At 57.8% G+C, this 5,397-nt stretch carries 6 protein-coding genes and 5 tRNA genes; 4 read left to right on the top strand and 7 right to left on the bottom strand.

Annotated elements, in window-relative coordinates; genetic code table 11:
- The 3 genes from clcA to erpA all read left to right on the top strand — a co-directional run.
- The coding region (clcA, locus tag AACS18_RS15560) for a H(+)/Cl(-) exchange transporter ClcA (RefSeq protein ID WP_108612647.1) at positions 1 to 1,091 on the top strand (1,091 nt) is incomplete at its 5' end.
- 91 nt (positions 1,092 to 1,182) lie between these two features.
- Complete coding sequence (locus AACS18_RS15555) at positions 1,183 to 1,878, top strand: DUF6776 family protein (RefSeq protein WP_005343032.1); 696 nt, start codon at positions 1,183 to 1,185, stop codon at positions 1,876 to 1,878.
- Between the two features lie 87 nt (positions 1,879 to 1,965).
- Positions 1,966 to 2,316, top strand: a complete 351-nt coding sequence (gene erpA / locus AACS18_RS15550; RefSeq protein WP_005340225.1) for an iron-sulfur cluster insertion protein ErpA — start codon at positions 1,966 to 1,968, stop codon at positions 2,314 to 2,316.
- Between the two features lie 138 nt (positions 2,317 to 2,454).
- On the opposite strand, the gene nhaC is transcribed toward erpA, so the two are convergent.
- Entirely contained in the window at positions 2,455 to 3,864 is a 1,410-nt protein-coding gene (gene nhaC, locus AACS18_RS15545; protein ID WP_005357819.1) for a Na+/H+ antiporter NhaC, read from the bottom strand.
- A gap of 301 nt (positions 3,865 to 4,165) precedes the next feature.
- Between nhaC and AACS18_RS15540 the strand changes: the two genes are divergently transcribed.
- Entirely contained in the window at positions 4,166 to 4,375 is a 210-nt protein-coding gene (locus tag AACS18_RS15540) for a hypothetical protein (RefSeq protein ID WP_005357820.1), read from the top strand.
- Here AACS18_RS15540 and AACS18_RS15535 read toward each other — a convergent pair.
- The 6 genes from AACS18_RS15535 to AACS18_RS15510 all read right to left on the bottom strand — a co-directional run bounded on the left by AACS18_RS15535 (position 4,370) and on the right by AACS18_RS15510 (position 5,396).
- Entirely contained in the window at positions 4,370 to 4,642 is a 273-nt protein-coding gene (locus tag AACS18_RS15535) for a late competence development ComFB family protein (RefSeq protein ID WP_005343036.1), read from the bottom strand. The genes AACS18_RS15540 and AACS18_RS15535 overlap by 6 nt on opposite strands.
- A 109-nt stretch (positions 4,643 to 4,751) precedes the next feature.
- Positions 4,752 to 4,837, bottom strand: a tRNA-Leu gene (locus tag AACS18_RS15530).
- 71 nt (positions 4,838 to 4,908) lie between these two features.
- Positions 4,909 to 4,994: transfer RNA gene (locus AACS18_RS15525), tRNA-Leu, on the bottom strand.
- A 53-nt stretch (positions 4,995 to 5,047) separates the two neighbouring features.
- Positions 5,048 to 5,133: transfer RNA gene (locus AACS18_RS15520), tRNA-Leu, on the bottom strand.
- 45 nt (positions 5,134 to 5,178) lie between these two features.
- Positions 5,179 to 5,264 (bottom strand) — tRNA-Leu (locus AACS18_RS15515).
- Between the two features lie 46 nt (positions 5,265 to 5,310).
- Positions 5,311 to 5,396 (bottom strand) — tRNA-Leu (locus AACS18_RS15510).
- Position 5,397: the final 1 nt, after the last annotated feature.

Below are 5,397 nucleotides of genomic sequence, written 5' to 3'. Positions count from 1 at the left end.
GTTCCGGCATTCCCGAGATCGAGGGGGCGATGGACGATCTGCGCCCGGTGCGGTGGTGGCGAGTGTTGCCGGTCAAGTTCTTCGGTGGCATCTGCACCCTGAGTTCCGGTATGGTGCTGGGGCGGGAGGGGCCTTCGGTACAGATCGGCGGCAACCTCGGCAAGATGGTGGCGGATATCTTCCGGCTGCCCAAGGAGCATGGTCATGCCCTGTTGGCCGCCGGTGCGGCGGGCGGTCTGGCAGCAGCCTTCAATGCGCCGTTGGCAGGTATCCTGTTCGTGATGGAGGAGATGCGACCGCAGTTTCGCTACTCCTTTCTGGCCATCAAGGCGGTGGGGATCTCCGCCATCATGGCGACCCTGATGCTGCAGAACATGAAAGGTCAGGGGGCGGTGATCACTCTGCCCCACTACGATGCGCCAGCCCTCAAGGCGCTCTGGCTGTTCCTCTTTATGGGGGCCACCTTCGGGGTGCTGGGCTTTGTCTTCAACAAGTTGGTGCTGGCCTGTCAGGATGGCTATCTGGCGCTGCATCAGAACAAGCGCCACCGTTTCGTCGCCATCGGCATGCTGGTCGCTGGAACGTTTGGTGTGCTGTCGCTGTTTGCCCCCGCAGTGACGGGGGGCGGCACCGAGCTTATTCCACATCTGATGGGGGATGAGTATGCGATGGCGACCCTGTTCCTCATCTTCTCGGTGCGGCTGGTCGCGACCCTCATCTGCTTCTGCTCCGGTGCCCCGGGCGGGGTGTTTGCGCCGACCCTGGCGCTGGGCACCCTGTTTGGCGTGGTGTTCGGCCATCTGTTTCATGCGGCTTTTCCGGAGCTTGGCATCGAGCCAGGCGCCTTTGCCATCGCCGGGATGGGTGCGCTGTTTGCTGCCACGGTGCGTGCCCCCATCACCGGCATCGTGTTGGTCACCGAGATGACCGACAACTATCAGCTGATCCTGCCGATGATGATCACCACAGTGGGAGCCACCCTTGTGGCGCAAGCGCTGGGCGGTCGTCCCATCTATTCCCAGATCCTTGAGCGAACTTTACGGCTTGCCGCGCGTCAAAAGCGGGGTGATGGCAGCGCCACGGCCAGTTAATTTTTCCCATTATCGCCTTTGGCCCCGGTCAGGGCGGTATAGTGAAGGGAGAGGCGCTGCCGTAAATGGCGTGATAACGGGATGAGGGGCTATGTCCAATCTATTGAAGTTATTGGTCGTGTTAGCCGTTGGCGGGCTCATCGGTTACTTTGTCGGTAACCGTCAGGAGCTGGCCCAGAGCAGTCTGTTGGTGGTACAGCAGGAGACGCTGGATCGTCAGGGCAAGGCCATCGGCCAGCTCAAGACCGAATTGGGGGTGAAAGATACCCAGCTGGCGACCCAGAAAGCGGCCTTCGAGCAGTTGCAGACCACCCTGAAGAGTCAGGAGGCGCAGGTGCAGGAGCTCAAGCGCCAGCTGGCCTTTTTCGAACGGATCATGCGCCCCACCGGCGAACAGGTGGGGGTGGTGATCGACAACCTGACCCTGCAGGAGACCAGCATTCCCGGTCGTTACCACTATCGTCTCGCACTGACCCAGCCTGCCAAGAAGCGGGAGCTGTTCCGTGGTCAGGTGCAGATCCGGGTCGAGGGGAGCCTGGCTGACAAGCCGAAGACGCTGACCGGTCGCGATCTCGGGATGAAAGTGAGCGAGTGGCGCTATGCCCTGCGTTATTTCCAGCTGCTGGAAGGGAACTGGCAGTTGCCGGAAGGCTTTGTGCCGGATCGGATCCGTGTCACCATCAACAAGGACGGCAGGCAACCGGCGCAAGAGCTGCTGGTTGAGTGGGGCGAGGTGATCAAGCCGCTGGTCGCCGCACCGCCTGCTCCGGTTCCCGCTGCCGGTTAAGCGTGGTGAATACTTGAACTGAATGGTCGGGTATTGGATAATTTCGCGGTTTCCATGTTTGTGGATCTAATGGTTGTGAGGTCAGTAATGAGTGCAGTAGCAGAAGCCCCGCTGCCCATCCAGATGACGGATGCGGCGGCCAACAAGGTGAAGAACCTGATCACCGAGGAAGAGAATCCCGAGCTGAAGCTGCGGGTATACATCACGGGTGGGGGCTGCTCCGGTTTCCAGTATGGCTTTACCTTTGATGAGAAGATCAACGACGGGGACACCGTAGTCGAGAAGAATGGCGTCACCATGGTGATCGATCCCATGAGCCTGCAATATCTGGTAGGCGGCAGCGTGGATTACACCGAGGGTCTGGAAGGCTCACGCTTCACCGTGACCAACCCCAATGCCACCACGACCTGTGGCTGTGGCTCCAGCTTCTCCATCTGATCGGCGTATCGATCTGATGAAACGGCTCTCGGCAACGAGGGCTGTTTTTGTTTGTGGTGCTCAGTACGCTCCATCAAACAGCATTTCTCTGAAACAACAAAGGCGCCTTGATGGCGCCTTTGTTGTTTGCAGAATGGCTTAGCGGGAGCTTGCCGCTGCGACCAGCGGGATCCGGTTCACAGCCTTGCCCATGTAGGCGAGGGTGATGGTCACAATGATGCAGGTGAAGCTCAGCCACATGTAGGGCAGGTAGTCGAGGGTTGCCACCCCCAGAACCCCAGCCATGAAGATGCCGTTGTCGCTCCAGGGCACCATGCCGCAGGTGAGGGTGCCGCCAAACTCGGCGTTGCGAGAGAGGTTCTTGCGCGCCAGTCCCAGTCGGTCGTAGTTTTTGGCCATGATCTTGGGGGTCAGGATCAGCGACACATACATGGCTGAGCCAAACACGTTGGCCAGAAACGCGGTGCCGATGGTGTGGCTGGTCAGGCTGCCGACGCTGTTGATGCGCTTCTCGAAGGCGCTGGCGATCACTTCCAGAATACCGACCTTCTCCAGCAGGCCGCCAAACCCGAGACCGAAGATGATGACCGCGACCGAGCCCAGCATGGACTCCATGCCGCCGCGACCGAGAATGTTGTCGATAAAGTCGATGCCGGAGGTGATGGCAAACGGACTATAAGCCGAGTGCATTGCCTTGACCGGATCCATGCCCTGGAAGGCGATGGCCCAGATCAGGCCCAGCAGGGCGCCGAAGCTGATCACCGGGAAGGCGGGCTTGCGATTGGCCAACAGGCCCAGTACCAGCACCACCGGAACTATGGCCAGCGGGGTGATGTTGAACTGGTTGTCGAGGGCCTCCATCACCAGATTGACCTGCTCCAGGCTGACGTTGCCCGAATACTGCATGCCCACCACGGTGAACAGTACGGCGGTGATGACATAGGAGAGCAGGCTGATGGGCAGCATCCCCTTGATATGCTCCACCACGTCGACGTTGGACATGGTCGAAGCCAGCACTACTGAGTCGGAGAGCGGAGAGAGCTTGTCACCGAAGTAGACGCCGGAGAGCACGGCACCGGCTACCAGCGGCGCAGGCACGCCGAGGCTGTGGCCGATCCCCATCATGGCGATACCGGCGGTGGCGGCAGAGCCCCAGGAGGTGCCGGTGGCCAGCGAGGTCAGGGAGCAGATGATCAGGGTTGCCAGCAGGAAGATGGACGGATGGATCACCTTGAGGCCGAAGTAGATGATGCTGGGAACAATGCCGCCGGCAATCCAGGTGCCGACCAGAGCACCGACGGAGACCAGGATCAGGATGGCCCCCATCCCCTTGGCAACGCCGTCAACGGCAGCCTGCTCCAGGGATTTGTAATCGTGGCCGAGTTTGATGCCAAGTCCCATGATGACGAACCAGGCGATGAACAACGCCAGCTGGATCGGCAGATCGAGCACACTGGTGAACGAGAATGCCAGGGCCAGGAAAATGGCCAGACAGGCAAACACCTGTGCCATGCCCGGTAGTCGGATGTGGTTTTGTTGGTTTTGCATAGATACTTCCTAAACTCTTGCTCGCCAAGGTCACTCCCTCTCGTCCTGTGGATACATCGATCCCGAGGAGGCAACCCAAAAAGAGGCCGCAATCTACCACAAACCCGGCGGGTTAAAGCCCCATCAAATTGGCAAAAATGCACATTTGATTGAAAAAATCACAAATTAGTTGATCTCATAACCCGTTTTTGAGCGGCCTGTTGACACAAAGGGTTACATACGAAGCTTGCCCGTGACGCCACTTGCATCCCCAGTAGATGAAGATGATAATTATTATCAATTGTTGATTGGGGAGAAAACAATGCGCTGGATATTGCGGGGGATGATGTTGCTGGTGGCGGTGGCCGTACTCGCATGGGGTCAGGATAAAGAGTACGGCACCTGGAGTGCCGGTTTTCTGCTGGCTGCCTGGGTGATGCTGGAGCCCGGATTGCGGCCCGCCTTGATCTTGCTGCCAGTGGCCGGGTTGACCGGTATCGTTACTCTGCTCTGGCAGCAGCCCTGGTTATGAGCTTTTGACGGGAGCCTGCTTGATCTTCTGCTGTGCCACCTTGAGCGATTCGACGACCAGCTTCTCCATTTCGGTACGCTTGGCGTCGGTCAGGAAGTAGATCATGTCGACATTGTGGCGAATATAGTGGGCCGGAAGCTGGTTGAGGGTAAGGCAGCAGAGGTCGGCCATCTGATCGCTGTTGAGCTTTTGCTGCAGCCCCTGTTTCTCAATCTCCTTGAGCACCAGATGTTCGTAAAAGTTGTGAATGTCGGTATCCAGTATCATATGCGTTCCTTGGCATGACGATGAGCGGGGAGTCGTCAAAAGCATAGCCATAACAAGGAGTAAAAACAAAAGGCCCATCACTTTTGTGATGGGCCTTTTGCGTAATGAATGGTGCGAAGAGAGGGACTCGAACCCTCACATCCGTGGGACACTAACACCTGAAGCTAGCGCGTCTACCAATTCCGCCACCTTCGCACACTGATTTTCTCCAGCTGGTTTTTAAATGCGGTTGGAGCGCATTGTTCTGTGTTTACATGTCAGAATCATGGTGCGAAGAGAGGGACTCGAACCCTCACACCCGGGGGGCACTAACACCTGAAGCTAGCGCGTCTACCAATTCCGCCACCTTCGCACATTCGGGTTTTCTAGTTGGATTTACATGCTGCTGAATCAGCATGGCAGTATTGGTGCGAAGAGAGGGACTCGAACCCTCACATCCGTGGGACACTAACACCTGAAGCTAGCGCGTCTACCAATTCCGCCACCTTCGCACATTTGTGTTACCAGTTTTGATTTACATGCTATCTGGAGAAGCATGGTGCGAAGAGAGGGACTCGAACCCTCACACCCGGGGGGCACTAACACCTGAAGCTAGCGCGTCTACCAATTCCGCCACCTTCGCACATTCGGGTTTCCAGTCTGGATTTACATGCTGTCTGGATAAAGCATGGTGCGAAGAGAGGGACTCGAACCCTCACATCCGTGGGACACTAACACCTGAAGCTAGCGCGTCTACCAATTCCGCCACCTTCGCA

The organism is Aeromonas sp. HMWF015, from assembly GCF_963878965.1.
GTDB lineage: Bacteria > Pseudomonadota > Gammaproteobacteria > Enterobacterales > Aeromonadaceae > Aeromonas > Aeromonas veronii.
The sequence above is the reverse complement of the archived record's forward strand: the minus strand, read 5'-3'. Positions and strand labels throughout refer to the sequence as shown.